The 16,880-nt window shown below is 67.0% G+C and carries 12 protein-coding genes and 1 CRISPR repeat array; of the genes, 5 read left to right on the top strand and 7 right to left on the bottom strand.

The genetic code is table 11. The features are described 5' to 3' along the window. The first annotated feature begins 69 nt into the window (after positions 1 to 69). The 4 genes from AC1RTO_RS07645 to AC1RTO_RS07660 all read left to right on the top strand — a co-directional run bounded on the left by AC1RTO_RS07645 (position 70) and on the right by AC1RTO_RS07660 (position 5,887). On the top strand, positions 70 to 2,859 hold the full coding sequence (locus tag AC1RTO_RS07645) for a TonB-dependent receptor plug domain-containing protein (protein ID WP_493160222.1): 2,790 nt from the start codon (positions 70 to 72) through the stop codon (positions 2,857 to 2,859). A gap of 84 nt (positions 2,860 to 2,943) precedes the next feature. After that, a complete protein-coding gene (locus tag AC1RTO_RS07650; protein WP_493160223.1) occupies positions 2,944 to 3,996 on the top strand; it encodes a CAP domain-containing protein in 1,053 nt (350 codons plus the stop codon). A gap of 169 nt (positions 3,997 to 4,165) precedes the next feature. After that, positions 4,166 to 4,378 (top strand): hypothetical protein, encoded by a 213-nt coding sequence (locus AC1RTO_RS07655; protein WP_493160224.1) that lies wholly within the window; start codon positions 4,166 to 4,168, stop codon positions 4,376 to 4,378. Positions 4,379 to 4,480: 102 nt separating this feature from the next. Continuing rightward, entirely contained in the window at positions 4,481 to 5,887 is a 1,407-nt protein-coding gene (locus AC1RTO_RS07660) for a M20/M25/M40 family metallo-hydrolase (protein ID WP_493160225.1), read from the top strand. Between the two features lie 6 nt (positions 5,888 to 5,893). On the opposite strand, the gene AC1RTO_RS07665 is transcribed toward AC1RTO_RS07660, so the two are convergent. The 7 genes from AC1RTO_RS07665 to cas9 form a co-directional block, all read right to left on the bottom strand. Beyond that, on the bottom strand, positions 5,894 to 6,313 hold the full coding sequence (locus tag AC1RTO_RS07665) for a hypothetical protein (protein WP_493160226.1): 420 nt from the start codon (positions 6,311 to 6,313) through the stop codon (positions 5,894 to 5,896). Positions 6,314 to 6,324: 11 nt separating this feature from the next. Beyond that, positions 6,325 to 7,551 (bottom strand): molybdopterin-dependent oxidoreductase, encoded by a 1,227-nt coding sequence (locus tag AC1RTO_RS07670; RefSeq protein WP_493160227.1) that lies wholly within the window; start codon positions 7,549 to 7,551, stop codon positions 6,325 to 6,327. A gap of 21 nt (positions 7,552 to 7,572) precedes the next feature. After that, entirely contained in the window at positions 7,573 to 8,610 is a 1,038-nt protein-coding gene (locus AC1RTO_RS07675; protein WP_493160228.1) for a YeiH family protein, read from the bottom strand. Beyond that, positions 8,610 to 8,750 (bottom strand): hypothetical protein, encoded by a 141-nt coding sequence (locus AC1RTO_RS07680; protein ID WP_493160229.1) that lies wholly within the window; start codon positions 8,748 to 8,750, stop codon positions 8,610 to 8,612. Before AC1RTO_RS07680 ends, AC1RTO_RS07675 begins: the two co-directional genes overlap by 1 nt. A gap of 256 nt (positions 8,751 to 9,006) precedes the next feature. Then, a CRISPR array of direct repeats spans positions 9,007 to 10,829; the repeat unit is 36 nt; unit sequence GTTGCCGCTAGACCGCGATCTCTGAACGGCTATAGT. Positions 10,830 to 10,902: 73 nt separating this feature from the next. Then, positions 10,903 to 11,241 (bottom strand): CRISPR-associated endonuclease Cas2, encoded by a 339-nt coding sequence (cas2, locus tag AC1RTO_RS07685; RefSeq protein ID WP_493160230.1) that lies wholly within the window; start codon positions 11,239 to 11,241, stop codon positions 10,903 to 10,905. Further along, positions 11,238 to 12,164 (bottom strand): type II CRISPR-associated endonuclease Cas1, encoded by a 927-nt coding sequence (gene cas1 / locus AC1RTO_RS07690; RefSeq protein WP_493160231.1) that lies wholly within the window; start codon positions 12,162 to 12,164, stop codon positions 11,238 to 11,240. The genes cas2 and cas1 overlap by 4 nt, the downstream gene beginning before the upstream one ends. 12 nt (positions 12,165 to 12,176) lie before the next feature. Beyond that, positions 12,177 to 15,539 (bottom strand): type II CRISPR RNA-guided endonuclease Cas9, encoded by a 3,363-nt coding sequence (gene cas9 / locus AC1RTO_RS07695; RefSeq protein WP_493160232.1) that lies wholly within the window; start codon positions 15,537 to 15,539, stop codon positions 12,177 to 12,179. Between the two features lie 426 nt (positions 15,540 to 15,965). Between cas9 and AC1RTO_RS07700 the strand changes: the two genes are divergently transcribed. After that, positions 15,966 to 16,880, top strand: coding sequence for a dioxygenase family protein (locus AC1RTO_RS07700; protein ID WP_493160233.1), 915 nt, complete (start codon positions 15,966 to 15,968; stop codon positions 16,878 to 16,880).

The raw sequence follows: 16,880 nt of genomic DNA on the forward strand, positions 1-16,880 counted from the left end.
GGGCGGCAAACGACATAAAGTGTCGCCGACCCACGCGGTAACAAGCCGCTTAGGGACAAGGGGAATAGTATGAAGCGTGGAAACTTGCTCGCGGGCGTGTCGCTGCCCGTGGCGATGCTGATGCTGGCGCATGCGGCGGCGGCACAGACCATCCAGTCGGCTCCGAGCCAGGAAACCACCGCAGAGGCGCAGGCCGCGCCCGAGGATGATGCCGGCAACCAGATCGTCGTCATCGGCAGCCGCGTCGCCAACCGCACCGTCTCGGACAGCCCGGTCCCGATCGACGTCATCTCCGAAAGCGCGTTGCAGGCGTCCGGCACGGGCGAGCTCAACAAGACGCTCAACCAGCTCGTCCCCTCGTTCAACTTCCCGCAGCCGTCGATCGCCGACGGCTCCGACGTCACCCGTCCGGCGACGCTGCGCGGCCTCAACCCCGACCAGACGCTGGTGCTGCTCAACGGCAAGCGCCGCCACGTCTCGGCGCTGCTTAACATCAACGGCACCGTCGGTCGCGGCGCCGCGGCGGTCGACATGAACATGATCCCCGCGCTCGCGATCCAGCGCATCGAGGTGCTGCGCGACGGCGCCTCGTCGCAATATGGCTCCGACGCGATCGCCGGCGTCATCAACGTCCAGCTCAAGACCGCTTCGTCGGGCGGCCGGGCGCAGGTGAGCTACGGCAAATATGTGACGACGCTCGATGGCGTGTCGGCGTTCGACGGGCTCGTCACCTCGGGTGGCCAGCCGGTGCTCAACACCACCGATCCGCGCTACCTCCAGGCGAACGGCTCGGGCGAGCGCAAGGCGCGCGACGGTATCTACACGACCTTCGGCGTCAACGTCGGCCTGCCGGTCGGCAACGGCGGCTTCTTCAATTTCACCGGCGAATATCGCGACCGCAACTTCACCAATCGCCAGGGCTACGACCTGCGGCCCAATTACATCCGCCCCACCGGCACGACGTTCGACCCGCGCGAGGCGACGTTCGACCGGCTCGATTTCCGCTTCGGCGATGCGAAGACGGAGGATTTCAACTTCCTCATCAACTCCTCGGTCCCGCTCGGTGCCGCGGAATTCTACGCCTTCGCCACCTATGGCCATCGCGACGGCCTGTCGGCGGCGAACTTCCGCCAGCAATCGGCCGCGACCAATCGCGACTTTTCCGTTCTGCTGCCCGGCACGGCGCCGACCAACGGCAATTTTGTCGGTCTGACGCCGGACGGCTATCTGCCCAAGATCCAGTCGAACATCGACGACATGTCGGTGACCAGCGGCATCCGCGCCGACCTCGCCGGGTTCAAGGGCGACTTTTCGCTCGGCTTCGGCCGCAACGAGCTGAACTACCGGACTGAGGACAGCGTCAACGTGTCGTTCGGGCCGGCGAGCCAGCGTTCGTTCGACGCCGGCGGCCTCGCCTTTTCGCAGGTGCTCGCCAATGCCGACCTGTCGCGCCAGTTCGATGCCGGCCTCGCCGGGCCGCTGTCCTTCGCCTTCGGCGGCGAATATCGCCACGAAATCTACGAGATCACGCCGGGCGATCCGCAATCCTACCAGACCGGCCCGCTGTTCCAGGCCGCCCGCGCGACGACGCAGGCGAATTGCAACGTCCTCGGCGGCGTGTTCGCCACGACGACCGGCATCTGCACCTTCCCCGGCCGTGCCGCCGCGGCAGGCGCGCAAGGGTTCGGCGGCCTGCCCGCCTCCGCCCGCACCAACGTCAACCGCGACAGCTTCGCCGGCTATGTCGAGTTCGATGCCGACCTGTTCACCGGCCTCACCGCAACCGCCGCGGGCCGCTACGAACATTACAGCGATTTCGGCGACACGGTGAACGGCAAGCTCGCGCTGCGCTACGAATTCGTACAGGGCTTCGCGATCCGCGGATCGGTGTCGAACGGCTTCCGCGCACCATCGCTGCACCAGCAATATTTCACCACCACCTCGACCAACTTCCTCGCCGGCGTGCCGGTGGACGTGTCGACGGTGCCGGTCAGCAGCCCGGTCGCCCGCGCGCTGGGCTCGCAGCCGCTCGATCCCGAAAAGTCGCTCAACCTCTCGGGCGGTGCGACGCTCAATCCGTTCCGCGGCTTCAACGTCACGGTCGATTACTTCCACATCAAGATCAAGGACCGCGTCGTCCTGTCCGAGAACCTCGGCGCGGCGGGCGTCGGCACGGCGGCGCAGAACGCCGCGGTGCAGGCGGTGCTGGCGGCGAACGGCTTCAGCAACGTCGGCGCGGCGCGCTTCTTCATCAACGGCCTCGACACGACGACGCAGGGTGTCGACGCGGTCGCCACCTATCGCGCCAATCTGGGCGGGCTCGGCGCGTGGAATTTCTCGGCGGCCTACAATTACACGAAGAACGAGATCGACGAGCGGCTGAACAACCTCGGCCCGCTCGCGCAGATCCCGGGCCTCGTGCTGTTCGGCCGGGTCGAGGGCATCCGCTTCGAACGCGGCCAGCCGCGGACCAAGGTGGTGCTGGCGACCGACGGCAAGATCGCCGGCGTCGGCGTCTCGGCACGGACCACCCGCTACGGCACGGTGATCTCGCCGGAAACGACCGCGCCGCTCGGCGCCGACGCGACCAGCCTGACCGCGCTCGGGCCGGACGACCAGGTGCTGCGCCCGAAGTGGATCACCGACTTCTCGCTCAGCTACGAACTACAGGGCGTGCAGCTGACGCTAGGCGTCGACAATGCGTTCGACGTCTATCCCGATCGTCGGCCGTTCGGCCTACGCCCGACGAGCGTCGGCGGCAGCTATCCGGCGACCTATCAGTTCCTGCCCTACAGCGGCTTCTCGCCGTTCGGTTTCAACGGCCGGTTCCTCTACGCACGCGCCGCGATCAACTTCTGATCCGGTCGGGGCCGGGTGTCGCCGTGGCGATACCCGGCCCAGTTCGTTCTGAAAAATTAACGACTTCGCGCGTAATCGGCGACGATGTCCAAGTGGAAATGCGGTGCCGCGCTCGCGGCCTTGATCGCCGTTGCCGGATGCGGCGGCAGCGAAAATTCCGGCGGCGGCAGTGCGGCCGTACCCGTCGTCAGCACGGTGACGCCGTCGCCGTCGCCCACCGCGACCGCCACGCCAACGCCCGTTCCCGCCGCCTCGCCCACCCCCACGCCGGTCGCGACGCCGACCAGCTGGAGCGCCGCCGCCGCCGCGCTCTACGACGTGCAGCCCGACGCGGCGACCTGCCGGGCAGGCACGCTCAAGGCGAGCGTCAAGGCGGACTTCCTCGCCCGCCTCAACGCGATCCGCGCGCTGCACCAATTGCCCGCGGTCACCTATTCCAGTTTCGAGGACACGCAGGAGGCCGAATCGTCGCTGATGATGGCGGTCGCCAAGCGGCTCAGCCATACCCCCTCGGCGGACTGGACCTGCTACACCGCCGGCGGCTCGACCGCGGCGGGATCGAGCAACCTCGTCGGCGGCTGGGGCACCGGGCTTGGCTTCAACAGCGAGGACGATTATCTCGGCCTGTGGCTGACCGAGGGCGGCAGCGCCGCGATCGGCCATCGCCGCTGGATCCTCAATCCCTTCCTCGGCAAGACCTCCTATGGCCGTGTCGCGCTCGTCCTGCCCGATGGCAGCCGCGCCAGCGCCGCGTCGATGCGCGTGTTCAACTTCGCCGCCGGCGGACCGGTGCCGACCGGCCTGCCCGCCTATGTCGCCTATCCGTCGGGCGACTATCCCGCGCGCTATTTCGACCTGTCCGCCTATCTGTCGTTCAGCGTCGTCGCGGGCACGACCGGCACCTTCGGCGCCAATGCCAATGTCGGCTTCGGCCGCGCGACGATCACCGTCACCGGTCCCGCCGGCGCGCTCGCGGTGTCGGACGTCACCAGCGACAATGACGGTTACGGCCTTGCCAACAACGTCCAGTGGCGCGTCGCCGGGCTGCAGCGCGGTACGTCCTATACGGTGCGGATCGCGGGCGTCACCGGGGCGCCCCAGACGGACTATAGCTATACGTTCCGCATCGTCAGCTAGGCGGGATCGCCATTCGAAGCGCAGCCTACTCCCGGTACGTGAGCACCTGAAGCACGCGAAACCGCTGTTCGCAGGCCGTCGGGACTGAATGGCGACCCGCCCTTAGGCGCTTGGGTTTGCTCGCATCTTGCGCCTATAACGGCGCATGGTCTGGCGGCATCTCTCGGGCATGGATTACGCCGCCATCGCGGTCCTTGCGCTGCTGCTGCTCGCGATCGTCCCGGTCTATTACTGGGACCGGCGCCTGCGACGCCGCCATGCCGCCGCCTGGCACGACGCCTATTTCCGCAAGGGCGGCCTTGTCCGCGCCCTGATGGGCCGCTGGGGCGCGGGCCCGCCGCGCCTGACCGACCAGCGCCCCCCGCCCGATCGCGACGCCTGACGCCGAATGTCGATCGGCCTCCGGGCGGCGGACGGTTCCCGCTTCCCGCTCGCCCCCCGTCGCGCCATAGTGCGGCGACAGGCAGGACATGGGGAACGCAGGATGATGCAGATGTGGCGATGGATGGCGGGAACGCTGGCACTGGCGCTACCCACCACCGCACAGGCGCAGCAATTGCGTCCCGATCAGGCGAGCTTCCGCGCGCTCTATCAGGAGCTGGTCGAAACCGACACCAGCATCACCACCGGCAGCTGCACCGCGCTCGCCGACACGGTCGCGGTCCGGCTCAAGGCGGCGGGCTATACCGACGCGCAGATCACCCCCTTCGCCACGCCCGAACACCCGAAGGACGGCGGCCTCGTCGTCGCATTGCCCGGCACGTCGACGACCGCGAAGCCGCTGCTGCTGCTCGGCCATATCGACGTCGTCGCCGCGAAGCGCGAGGACTGGACCCGCGATCCGTACAAGATGGTCGAGGAAAACGGCTATTTCTACGGCCGCGGCACGCAGGACATGAAGGCGATGGACGCGGTCTGGATCGATTCCATGATCCGCTTCAAGCAAAGCGGCTATCGCCCCAAACGGACGATCAAGCTCGCGCTGACCTGCGGCGAGGAGACGAGCACCGCCTTCAATGGCGCGCAGTGGCTGGCAAAGAACCGGCCCGAGCTGATCGCCGCCGAATTCGCGCTCAACGAGGGCGGCGGCGGCCGCTCGGACGGTAACGGCCGCCTCGTCATCGCCAACATGCACGTCGGGGAAAAGGCGGCGGTCAACTATCGGGTGGAGGCGACCAATCCCGGCGGGCACAGCTCCGCGCCGGTGCGCGACAATGCGATCTACGAACTCGCCGATGCGCTGGTGAAGCTGCGCGCCTACGACTTCCCCGTGCAGCTGAGCGACACGACCCGCGCCTATTTCCGCATCGCCGGCAAGGCGCGCGGCGACGCCATGGGGCAGGCGATGATGGCCATCGCCGCCGATCCGACGGACAAGGCGGCAGAGGCGACGGTCAACGCCGACAAGAGCTATCATTCGATGCTGCGCACCACCTGCGTCGCGACCCTGCTCGACGGCGGCCACGCCAACAACGCCTTGCCCCAGCGTGCCGGCGTCAACGTCAATTGCCGGATCTTCCCCGGCGTATCGGCGGCGGCGGTGCGCGATACCTTGGCGAAGGTGATCGACGATCCCCGCATGAGCGTGACGCAGACCGACGATCGCGGCCCGGCCGCCGTGCCGCCGCCGCTCAACCCGCAGATCCTCAAGCCAGCCGAGACGTTGCTGGCGAAATACTATCCCGGCGTCCCCCTCGCCCCGACCATGTCGACCGGCGCCACCGACGGCATCTATCTGGGTGCGATCGGCATCCCGGTCTATGGCCCGCCCGGCCTTTATGGCGATCCCGACGGCAATGGCACCCACGGCCTCAACGAACGCGCGCTGGTCAAGGCGGTCTACACCGGCCGCGACTATCTCTACGACCTCATCAAGGCCTATGCGGGCTGACGGTCCTCAGCGCGCTGCTTTCTGCGCCGGCATCGCGGTCAGATAGGCCAGGATCGCCGGCACGTCCTGCTCGGCGATCGGTGCCTTGTAGACCTCGCGCATCTTGATGACCGTGGCCTTCCACTGGTCCGCCGACAGCGCCGGCTGGGTCAGTGCCATGCTGGCGGAGTGACAGGCGGTGCAATTGGCGTTGACCGCGTCGGCATGCGGCCCGGCGGGAAAGATCGCCGCCTCCGCCGGCAGCACGACGCTGGTCGAGGCGAGCGTGAAGCCGTTCGCCGCGACGCTGCCCGGTGCCGCGACGGACGCCATGGCCGGCGTAGCGGCGGGCGGCGTGCGGCTGCCCGAACTGCCGACCACGACCAGCGCGATCGCGGCGATGCCGATCACGCCGCCTGCGATCCATCCGGCGGATAGGGACTTCATGCCGTTCCTCCTCAGGCCGCGACGATCGTCGTCGTTTCGATGTTGCCGCGCATGAACCCGCCGGGGTTCCAGATCGGCCGCATCGGCTGCGCGACGCCTTTGGTGTTCCAGCAGCGCGTCATGATCGCATTGGCGCCGCGCCGCACCGGCACCCGCCCGTCCCAGCGCCGGAAGCCGTAGCGCCCCTCGTCGGGGCCGAGTGTCGTCCGGTACCACGTCCGTCCGCCGTCGGAGGACACGTCGACCTTGGCGACCCCGCAATCGCCACCCATCGCGATCCCGCCGACCGGGATCGACGGCTCCAGCGCGACCACCTGCCCCTCCGGCAGGCTCGTCATCCAGCTGCGCGGGATCATCCGGTTGATCGGCTCGGTCGGGAAATCCTTCGCCCCCGGCGTCACGTCGGCATGCGGCGCGGTCGGGATCTTGTACGCCTTCTGCATCCAATAGCCCGCGTCGGCGGCAGGCAGTACCTCGATCGTGTCGAGCATCTTGACCCAATAGGTCGAATACCAGCCCGGCACGACCAGCCGGCAGGGAAAGCCGTTGAGCAGCGGCAGCTGTTCGCCGTTCATCCCGAACGCGATCATCACCTCGCCGTCGCGGGCATGGTCGATGGCGAGCGCCTTCTCAAAATCGGGCGCGCCCGGCACCGCGGGCTTGTCCAGCGCGCCAAAGCGGACCTGCACCGCCCCCGCCTTCACCCCGGCGAGGTCGAGCACGTCGCGCAGGCGCACGCCCAGCCATTTCGCATTGCCCATCGCGCCGTGGCCCCATTGCGCGCCGGGCACGCGCGGTTGGAACAGGCCGCGGCTGTTGCCCGAACACTGGTTCACCGCCGCCAGCTCGACGCGGGGCAGGCGTAGCAGTTGCGCGAGGCTGATCGACAGCGGCCGGTCGACATGGCCGAACACCTTCAAACGGAACCGCTCGACGTCGATCGTGGTCGGGATGTCCGCCCAGTGCCAGCGGACGAAGAACCGGTCGTTGGGCGTGAACACCGACTGGTCGAACACCGCCATCGGCGTTTCCAGCAGCGGCGGGTGCGTGCGCTGCAGGATCATGCTCCCCTTGCCCGGAAAGGCGCCGGTCAGCGGCCGTTCGCCGTTGCCGCCGGGCAGGCGGAGGTCGACCAGCTGCTGCGCGGTCGCCGGCACCGCCACGCCCGCCGCGGCGGCGACGCCGAGCAGGCGACGGCGGCTGGTGCGGCTCGCCAACCAGGCGTTCAGGCTATCCATGCGACTCGTCCCTCCCACGCCTCAGAATAGCATCAATGCCGCTGCGAACGACAGCGCCAGCGCGACTGCCGACGACGCCACGATGACGAGCAGCGGCTTCATCCCGGTGCCGAGCAGCGCCTGCATCGGCGCGCGAATGCCCGTCGCCGCCACCGCGCAGGCGAGGAAGGCGGTCGCCAGCGTCTGCGCCGACCGGCCGATCACCGCGGGCACCGGCACGACCGAATTGATCGCCGCGACCACGAAGAATCCGGTGACGAACCAGGGCACCGACAGCTTGGTCCTCGCACCGCCGGACGCCGGAAAGAACAGCATCAGCAGCGCCAGTACCGGCGCCAGCAGCGCGACGCGGGTCAGTTTGACGATTGTCGCCACCTCGCCGGCATGGTCGGAAAAGGAATAGCCCGCGCCGATCGCCTGCGCGACGTCGTGGATCGACGCGCCCAGCATCAGCCCCGCCTGCGCATCGGACAGGCCGACCGCATGCGCGATCAGCGGATAGAAGAACATCGCCGTCGCGCTCGCGGCCGAGATACCGACGAGCACCAGCGCCAGCTGCGCTTGGTTGACCCGCCGCTCGCCCAATGTCGTCGCCAGCGCCAGCGCCGCCGACGCGCCGCAGATCGCCACCGCCCCGCCCGCCAGCGCCCCGAACGCCGTCGACAGCCCCAGCGCCCGTGCGGCCAGCATCCCCGCCGCCAGCGTCACCAGCAGGATCACCACCACCGCGAACAACGTCAACAATCCCAGCCCCCCAATCTGCGCAATCGTCACCCGCGCGCCGACCAGCACGATGCCCCAGCGCAGCAGCGTCCGCGACGCGAAACTAAGCCCCGACGCCATCCGTGCCTCGCTGCCGAGAAAGTTGAGTGCCAGCCCGATGAGCAGCGCCATCAGCGTGAGCGGCGCGCTATAATGGTCCGCAACGAACCCCGCCGCCATCGTCGCCAGCGCTGCGACGACCAGCCCGGGCCCGATCTCGGTCCAGCGCTTGGGCGGATCGGGCTCCAGATCATTGAACAGGTCCGCCGCACGCGGATAGTCGATCCCGTCGCTCATCAACCGCGGATACCGTCGCCGATCGAGGCGAACAACGCCGCATGCGCGGTGTCTGCGCGCCAGAAGACCGGATTGCCGCACTGGCAGCCCCGTCGCCACCGCCGCCCCGCGCACGGCCCGCCGATACGGCCCCTGGTCATCTTCGCGACATGCGCCAAGACGTCACGCTACCCACGTGGGTCAGCACAGACAGCGAAACGGCGCTGCGTTCGCTCCAACGCATCGGCAATGAGAGAGGTGCAAACACTGCCATACATGCGCCTATACCCGATCGGATCGCTAGGATGATAGACTTTGCCGACGGCCCCGCGCGACGCCGTTTCCCACACGAGCATCGGTAATACATGTCCCGCCTTAATTTCGGATTATAGCCCCTCTCAGCCTGATCGCGGCGATGTTGCCGCCAGACCGCGATCTCTGAGCGGCTATAGTCGCCTCTGTATCGTTGGAGGCGGTAGTCGTCGTTGCCGCTAGACCGCGATCTCTGAACGGCTATAGTTACGAGGAAAACGACGCAAGGGCGCAGCCGGTTGCCGCTAGACCGCGATCTCTGAACGGCTATAGTGGAAGGAATAGTTATGCTCATCAGTATATTGTTGCCGCTAGACCGCGATCTCTGAACGGCTATAGTTCCTGGGGGCGACGGGCGTCTCCCTGGCGAGTTGCCGCTAGACCGCGATCTCTGAACGGCTATAGTCGCGAGCAAGCATCAACTGTCGGCGCCTCAGTTGCCGCTAGACCGCGATCTCTGAACGGCTATAGTAGAGCATAGCGATCCCCCGAGACTAGGTTGGTTGCCGCTAGACCGCGATCTCTGAACGGCTATAGTCGTCAACCCGATCAGCGGCAGGCGCGAGGGGTTGCCGCTAGACCGCGATCTCTGAACGGCTATAGTCTCGAGCGCACCAGGCGCGATCCCGGCCGAGTTGCCGCTAGACCGCGATCTCTGAACGGCTATAGTGGATCGCGCGGACGAACGCGAAAACGCGGAGTTGCCGCTAGACCGCGATCTCTGAACGGCTATAGTTGCCAGCCTGGACGTGTCGAGCAAGCTCGAGTTGCCGCTAGACCGCGATCTCTGAACGGCTATAGTGCCGAGGCGGCGGGCGTCGTCCTCCGTCAAGTTGCCGCTAGACCGCGATCTCTGAACGGCTATAGTTTGGGGCGCGACCGGACCGGGTATCCGCAAGTTGCCGCTAGACCGCGATCTCTGAACGGCTATAGTCAGGGCTGCGTTGCAGGCTGCGGCTTGGTAGTTGCCGCTAGACCGCGATCTCTAAACGGCTATAGTCTGCGATGCCGTCGCCGTCAATGTCGATGCGTTGCCGCTAGACCGCGATCTCTGAACGGCTATAGTCGTCCACATGCCTGTAATATAGCACGAACGGTTGCCGCTAGACCGCGATCTCTGAACGGCTATAGTCCAGCCCCTGTTCGACATCACGATCCCGCCAAGTTGCCGCTAGACCGCGATCTCTGAACGGCTATAGTGGATCGCGCGGACGAACGCGAAAACGCGGAGTTGCCGCTAGACCGCGATCTCTGAACGGCTATAGTTGCCAGCCTGGACGTGTCGAGCAAGCTCGAGTTGCCGCTAGACCGCGATCTCTGAACGGCTATAGTGCCGAGGCGGCGGGCGTCGTCCTCCGTCAAGTTGCCGCTAGACCGCGATCTCTGAACGGCTATAGTTTGGGGCGCGACCGGACCGGGTATCCGCAAGTTGCCGCTAGACCGCGATCTCTGAACGGCTATAGTCAGGGCTGCGTTGCAGGCTGCGGCTTGGTAGTTGCCGCTAGACCGCGATCTCTAAACGGCTATAGTCTGCGATGCCGTCGCCGTCAATGTCGATGCGTTGCCGCTAGACCGCGATCTCTGAACGGCTATAGTCGTCCACATGCCTGTAATATAGCACGAACGGTTGCCGCTAGACCGCGATCTCTGAACGGCTATAGTCCAGCCCCTGTTCGACATCACGATCCCGCCAAGTTGCCGCTAGACCGCGATCTCTGAACGGCTATAGTCTCGCAGTACGTGCGCTCGACCTCGAACTCGTTGCCGCTAGACCGCGATCTCTGAACGGCTATAGTTGGCGGGTTGTGTTGCACCTGACACATTACGTTGCCGCTAGACCGCGATCTCTGAACGGCTATAGTATCGGGTACGATGCCGAACGTGTCGTATTCGTTGCCGCTAGACCGCGATCTCTGAACGGCTATAGTGCATCGGCCGCTATCGTATTGATCTCCAATACGATAGCGGCCGATTGCCGATCCGAAAAACGCCCCGCCTCCGTCAAAACAGCGCCAGCTGGCCGGGATTCGTCCGCTGTCTGCGGCGGCTCTGCCCCGAGAAGCGGACGATATTCTCATACTGCCGGTCGGTGAAACTGAGGATGTGCACCTCGCCCCGGTCAGGCAGGTGGGATTCCACCCGCCGCATATACGTCTCGAACTGCTCCTTGCCGTTGCAGAAGCGCGCGTAGACGGAAAACTGGCTCTTCTCGAACCCCTCGTCGAGCAGGAATTCGCGGAACTTGGTGGCGGCGCGTGCCTGGTCCTTCGTGGTCACCGGCAGGTCGAACATCACGAAGATCCACATCAGGCGATATCCGCTGAGCTGGATCGCGGTCATGCCGCGATCAATGTGTCGAGTCCGGCCAGCTCCAGCGCGGACGGGGGCACGGGCAGCAGAATGTCGGCCGCCTGCCCGCTCTGGAAAGCGCGCGCGAGGCTCTGCGCGGCGCGGTTGGCGGCGCCGGCGACGGTGGTCGTGCCGTCCGCCCCCGGCAGGTCGAGCGCGATCAACCCGGCGAAGGCGTGCTTCGCCGCGGGCGTCACCGTTGTCACGCCCCGCGCCACCAGCCGCACCGCGAGCAAGTCGACCAACGCCCGGAACGGCTCGATCAGGTCGTCGGCCAGCGCGAACGGATTCGTCCGGTTGGCATGGTGGACGCCGATCGACGGATGCAGGCCCGACGCGACCACCGCCCGCGCGCACAGCGAGCGCAGCACGGTGTAGCCGTAATTCAGCAGGGCATTGACGTCGTCCGCATCGCGATCGCGGCGGAACCCCTCGCCCATCAGCAGCGGCCAGTATCGCCGCGCCGCCTGCGCCTCGACATTGTCGGGGTCGCCCGATCCGACGCGCCGCGCGAGAAAGTCGAAGGCGGTCGCGGATACGCCGCTCGCTTCCAGTGCCGCCGCCTGCCAGCGGATCTTGGCGATGACGATCCGCCGCCACAATTGCTTGGACAGCGGCCGCCCCGCCTCCCATTGCGCGCGCATCCGGCTGTTCTGCGCATGATGGCCGTCGAGCGGCAGGCACACCGCCACCGGCGCGTGGTTGGAGCCGCACAGCAGCATCACCGCCCCGCGCTGCGCCAAGGCGACGACGACATTGGTCGACCAGGTGATGCCGTGCGCATGGACGATGACCGCGGCGACATCGTCGAGCGGGATGCGGCCGACCTCGACCCGGTCCTCCGACACGATCAGGAAGCCGCGGTGGGCGGAGAGATGACGGTTGTCGGTGGCGATATCGACGATCCGCTCCATTCCCCCTGCCCGTCAGCGACGCGACGATCGCCGGGCGGTACGCGCGGGAAAGCCGGGATCGAGGACGCGGCCGAGTTCGTCGACCCGCACCTGCCGCGCCCGCGCGGTCTTCAGCCCGCCGCACGTTGGCGCGATATATTTGAACGGATCGTCGTCGTTCGACGCGGCATCGCGCCGCTTCAGGTCGCCCGCCTGCTGCGGCTCGGCCAGCGTGATCTGCCCGTTCTGCCCGAACTTGACGACGCGCATCAGCCGGCGCGCCTCGCCGTCGCGTTCGATCGCAAGCAGATCGTTCTGATGCAGGCTGAGCACCTTGCGCGCCGCCGGATGCGGTCGCGGCTGATCGGCGGACTGATGCGCGTCGAACGTCGATACGACGCTCGACACCGCCTTGCCCTCGCGATCCTTCCAGCTCGTCACCCACTTCCCGTCCGGCAGCTCCCACACATCGTAACGATAGTTGGAATCGCCCTTATAGCCCTTGTAGATATGTCCATTCCGGTCGCGGATCGGGATGACGGCGAGCGGTTCGACAACGCGGACGCGGCGGATGCGTCCATAAGGGTGCCAATCGCGATCCGGGAACTCGGCGAGCGCCTTTTCGAACGCCTTGCCCTCCAGCCCTTCCAGCTGCCGATAGAGCGCGGCGCGCAGGTCCGGGTCGCGGATGCGGTCGAGGTCGGCGAGCTTCTTGAACGAGGCCAGCGGCACGCGGCGGACGACAATGCTGTTGCCCTTGGCGTCCTTCTCGCCGGTCAGGCCGTAGGCGGTGTCGTTGTGCAGCCGCCCGGCGGTCGCGTCCTTGCCCGTCGCGAGTCCGGCCTTGGAGACGGTGCCGTGATCGGTGCGGTGGCTGACGGTGATGGCGTTGATCGCATCGCGCAGGTCGTCGCGGAAGCTCGGCCACGGCGGCGGCACCTCGATCCTCTCGCGACCCTCGGCACCCAATTGGCCCGACACGCGGGACATTTCGTTGAGCAGTCCGCGGTCGACGATCGCGACCACCGCGGCATCGATCGCATGGTGGCGGTGATCGCGGCGGTTCTTGGCCTGATCCGCACCGCCTGCATAATTGTGGTCGGGGAGCAGATCGTTGAGGCCGAGCTTGCGCCGCACCATCTCGGTCAACCGGCCCGGCGAGACCCAGACGTGGCCGCTCCCCTCGCCCTTGCCGGGGAAGAGCGTCGCCAGATATTCGCGTGACAGCCGCGCCAAATATTGCGTGTCGACCAGATGCCGGGCCTGAAAGCCGCTCTCATCCTTGAACCTTTCCATCGCGTCGGGTTCGAACCGCCAGCGCTTGTTGCGCGGCAGTTGCGCGGCGCGGGCGGCGATGGCGTCCCAGCTATCGGTATGGCCCCATGCCTGATGGGGCGAGCGCTTGCGCTTCTCGCGGTTGGCCTCGCGGGTGCAGAGGATCTTGTTGCCGTTGCTGTCGTCGAGCGTCGCGCTGAACGGCAGGATATGATCGATCTCGACCGCGGCGGAAAACAGCATGTCGATCGAGATCTGTACGCCGCTGTACACGCAGCGCCGGTCGAGAACGTTGTCGGGGTTGAGTTCCTCCCACAGCTTGAGCAGCGCGCGATTGCTGCCGGTATCGGGCTGACCGATCGCGATCAGCTTTTCCGAACGGCGTTCGGCGGCGATGCGGTTGGTGTTGTTCTCGCGGTTCTGCCGCTGCTTGTCATCGTCGGTCAGTTTCAGTTCGCGGGCCAGTTCGATCGCGATCTCCGCCGGCGGACCATAGGCGCGGATCAGGCGGTTGACGACGCGGCGCAGCTGGTTGAGCCCGATATGCACCGTCGGATTGGTCAGGCGGCCGATCCGCATCTCCTCGGGATCGGCGGGGTCGCCGGTGCCGGGCATGATATGCCGCTCCAGCGCGGCGCCATAATAGGGCAATACCGGGCGGCCCTGCGCATCCTCGAATATCTCGCCAGTGCGATGATCGCTGTGATGCCCCAGCCCCGCCTCGACCACCGCCTCGCTATAGACGAGCACGCGCCCGTCGCGTTCGCCGTCGCGGAGCGCATCGATCAGCCGCCGCGTCGCCTGCTCGCCGAAACGGCCATAGCCCTGCGGCAGGGGCGCGTTGGCGATCGCCCGGGTCTGCTCCGGTGTCAGGTCGTAGGTCGCAGCGAGCCACTCGCGGAAGGCCGCATCCTCGGCATCGCTCTCGACCCGTTCGCGGGCCTCGATCACCGCCCATTGCTCCTCGACCGACAGATGCAGCCAGCGCGTACCGAAGCGCGTCTTCGCCTGCATGACGGCGGCGACCTCGTCCCCCTTCAGGTCGGGACGATTCTCGCTCTCCTTGTTGAAACGGGCATCGGGATCGAGCTTCAACTCCTTGCGCAGGCTCAGGAAGGTGACCTTCGCCTTGTCCTTGAGCTTGAGGTACAGCCGGTCGCGCTCCTCGCGGGTCAGGCGCTGCGCGACCTCGCCGGGACGGACGATCATCAGCGCGTTGACCTCTTCCAGCAGCCGGCGGCGCTGAAACAAGGGGTGCGCCTTGGGCCAGCGGTGGTCGCCAGCGATCAGCGTACACATGCCGATCTGCGGCGCCTTGAGCGGGCGCTGGTGAAAGACGATCTCGTGCAGGCGCGCATGGACCTCGTCGGTCAACACCTCGGGATGATGCGGCGCCTGCGCCTGCCAGATCGCCTTGAACTCCTCGTCGATCAGCGCGCGGCCGGGGTAGAAATCATAACCGTCGCCCTTAGCCCTCTCGCCCGTTTCGGGGCGCAGGCGCGTGCGCACGCTCGGGACGGTGTTGGCATCGGTCGCCCGGACGCGACGCGTGTGCAGCCACTTGCCATAGGTCCAGCTGCCGGGTTCGGCACCGGCCGCGGCCTCGTCTTCCGCAATAGCCTCGCGGGTGCGATCGATCCCGACCGCGATCTTGCCGGCATCGTCGTCGGCCTTGCGATCCGCCTTGCGGTTCGACTTGAAGCCGCGACGCTGGTTGAGGTGGAACAGCGCGCGACCGAGTTCGGGCAGGGTCAGCGCCTCGTCCAGCGCGCGGGCACGCAGCGCATAGGGGTCGAGCGCGGCCAGCGCCTTGCGTTCGTCCTCCTCCGCAGGGAACAGGCCGTCGGCGACGAGATATTTGAGCAGGGCGCGCTGGCGCTGCTGGAACCGATCACGACGCCGTCGCATCGCACGGGCGTCACGGCGCGCGACCGCCAGCGATTCGCCCGACTTGGCATCGCGGCCCGCCCCGTTCGCCCCCGAACTGAAGATGCGCGAACCGGCCGCGAGGATCGCAACGGGCTTGCCCTCGACCGGCGCATCGAGTTCGATCGCCACCCAGCCGAGCGAGTTCGCGCCAAGGTCAACGCCAAGGCGCCATGGCCGATTATCCTGTCCCATCGTCTGTAACCCCCAGTGTTGATTGGCATCGTGCAAGCTGACCCATCGACGTCAAGCAGAATTCGCGTCCGGATCGAACCGACATGGTGCAATCGCCACTTGACGACATCTGCTGGAGACGGCATCGTCAGTGCTCAGAGATCGCGGTCTGGCAGTTAACAAGTGTCAATTCGCACCAGATAAGGGCGACGCTACGGCGTCGCCTTTTTTCGTTTGGGCCCGAACGACCGGTCCGGCGAACCTCCCTCGCCTACCGGGAAAGGGAAAAGGCGCGAAAGGCGGCGAAGGGTGGGGACAAGCGGCCGACACCTTGCCGTCCGCAAACGCCGCCCCCTGCAACATACTGAAACACAATAGGCCGCACCGGACATATCGGGGTGATCTGGCCACGACATGCCTGCCGGGACATCACCGGGAGGAACCCTCATGCCGCATCACGATAAAGACAGCCCCCATGCGCACGGCCACGGCCTCGCCGACGACCTGCCGCTGCTGGAGGCGCAGGTGGCGCGGCGGCGGGCGCTGAAATGGTTCGCGGGCGCCGGCACCGCGGCGCTGGTCGCCGGCTGCGGCGGCAGCGGATCAGAGAGCGGCAGCGTCGCGGTGGTCAGCGGCATGGCCACGCCGACCCCAACCGCCACCACGACAGCGACACCCACGCCCACCGCCACCGCGACGGCCAGCGGCTGTCTGGTCGATCCGACCGAAACCAACGGTCCCTACCCTGCCGACGGCACCAACACCTCGTCGGGTACGACCAGCAACGCGCTCACCGCGAGCGGGATCGTGCGCAGCGACATCCGGTCTAGCTTCCTCGGCACCAACACGGTCGCCACCGGCGTCACGCTGACGCTGACGCTGACCGTGGTGAACGTCAACGCGAGCTGCGCGCCGCTGGCGGGCTATGCGGTCTACATCTGGTGCTGCGACCGGCAAGGCCGCTATTCGCTCTATACCGTCGCCGCGGAAAGCTATCTGCGCGGCATCCAGGTCACCGATGCCAACGGGCAGGTGACGTTCACGATGATTGTTCCGGGCTGTTATGACGGCCGCTGGCCGCACATCCACTTCGAGGTCTTCTCCAGCCTGTCGACCGCGACCAGCGGCCGCTACGCCTCGCTGGTGTCGCAGCTGGCGCTCCCGGCGGCGGTGTGCAGCACCGTCTATGCGGACACCGCGACCTATCCGTCGAGCGCGACCAACTTCGCGCGGGTATCGCTGACCAACGACAATGTCTTCGCCGACAACAGCGCCGCGCAGCTGGCGCAGCAGACCCCGACGCTGACCGGCAGCGTCGTGGCGGGTTATACCGGCAGCGCGCTGATCGGACTGGCGCGCTAA

The organism is Sphingomonas sp. GW821-FHT10F09, from assembly GCF_058809195.1.

Coding starts and splice junctions, on each gene's coding strand:
- AC1RTO_RS07645 (WP_493160222.1), top strand. CDS start 70: ATGAAGCGTGGAAACTTGCTCGCGGGCGTGTCGCTGCCCGTGGCGATG.
- AC1RTO_RS07650 (WP_493160223.1), top strand. CDS start 2,944: ATGTCCAAGTGGAAATGCGGTGCCGCGCTCGCGGCCTTGATCGCCGTT.
- AC1RTO_RS07655 (WP_493160224.1), top strand. CDS start 4,166: ATGGATTACGCCGCCATCGCGGTCCTTGCGCTGCTGCTGCTCGCGATC.
- AC1RTO_RS07660 (WP_493160225.1), top strand. CDS start 4,481: ATGATGCAGATGTGGCGATGGATGGCGGGAACGCTGGCACTGGCGCTA.
- AC1RTO_RS07665 (WP_493160226.1), bottom strand. CDS start 6,313: ATGAAGTCCCTATCCGCCGGATGGATCGCAGGCGGCGTGATCGGCATC.
- AC1RTO_RS07670 (WP_493160227.1), bottom strand. CDS start 7,551: ATGGATAGCCTGAACGCCTGGTTGGCGAGCCGCACCAGCCGCCGTCGC.
- AC1RTO_RS07675 (WP_493160228.1), bottom strand. CDS start 8,610: ATGAGCGACGGGATCGACTATCCGCGTGCGGCGGACCTGTTCAATGAT.
- AC1RTO_RS07680 (WP_493160229.1), bottom strand. CDS start 8,750: ATGACCAGGGGCCGTATCGGCGGGCCGTGCGCGGGGCGGCGGTGGCGA.
- cas2 (WP_493160230.1), bottom strand. CDS start 11,241: ATGACCGCGATCCAGCTCAGCGGATATCGCCTGATGTGGATCTTCGTG.
- cas1 (WP_493160231.1), bottom strand. CDS start 12,164: ATGGAGCGGATCGTCGATATCGCCACCGACAACCGTCATCTCTCCGCC.
- cas9 (WP_493160232.1), bottom strand. CDS start 15,539: ATGGGACAGGATAATCGGCCATGGCGCCTTGGCGTTGACCTTGGCGCG.
- AC1RTO_RS07700 (WP_493160233.1), top strand. CDS start 15,966: ATGCCGCATCACGATAAAGACAGCCCCCATGCGCACGGCCACGGCCTC.